1 pseudogene is annotated in these 640 nt (G+C 59.7%); it reads right to left on the bottom strand.

The annotated features are described in order from the left end of the window. A pseudogene (locus AGR2A_RS14860) lies at positions 1-640 on the bottom strand (flagellin); the annotation flags it as partial.

The raw sequence follows: 640 nt of genomic DNA on the forward strand, positions 1-640 counted from the left end.
GTCGAGGCAGTCGCTGCGGTGCCGTCGCCCATGACCTTGACATACTGATCGTCACCGATTTTCAGGTATGCGCCGTTCTCTGCGGTCGAAGCGTTGGCGACAACGACCAAGCCGGTAGTCGCATCCGCAATCGCAGTGACCGGGGTTGCAGCCGCGGCAGGGGTCAGGCCCTTAAGCTGTGCTTCGGTGAAGACGACGGCTGCCTTAACCGTGGTGGCCTTTGCGGCGCCGACGCCTGTCGTGATTTCGAAGTTCTTGTATGAACCCGTCGAGGAATAGACGGCGTAGGCATCGAGAATACCCTGCTTGTCTTTTGCCGCGCCGGACGAGGTGTCGAACAGAACCGTCTCGTTGCTCAATGCGACATTGATGGTCTTGACGGAAACGTTGCCGCTGTTATCGCGGATGAAGGAGCCGACGACCGCCTTGGTGATGTCGGAGAGGTTGCCCGTGCCATCGCTGATCTTGGCCTGCAGCCAGTTCTCACCGGAGAAGGAGGAGGAGCTGGAGATGGACTTCAGCTGGTCCTGCAGCTGGGAGATTTCTTCCTGGATCTTGGTCCGGTCGACGCCTGCTTCGCGGGCGGCCACCAGCTTGTTCTTGATCTGCTTGACGACCTCGATCGAGGATTCCATGCCGG

The organism is Agrobacterium genomosp. 2 str. CFBP 5494 (assembly GCF_900013495.1).
GTDB lineage: Bacteria > Pseudomonadota > Alphaproteobacteria > Rhizobiales > Rhizobiaceae > Agrobacterium > Agrobacterium pusense.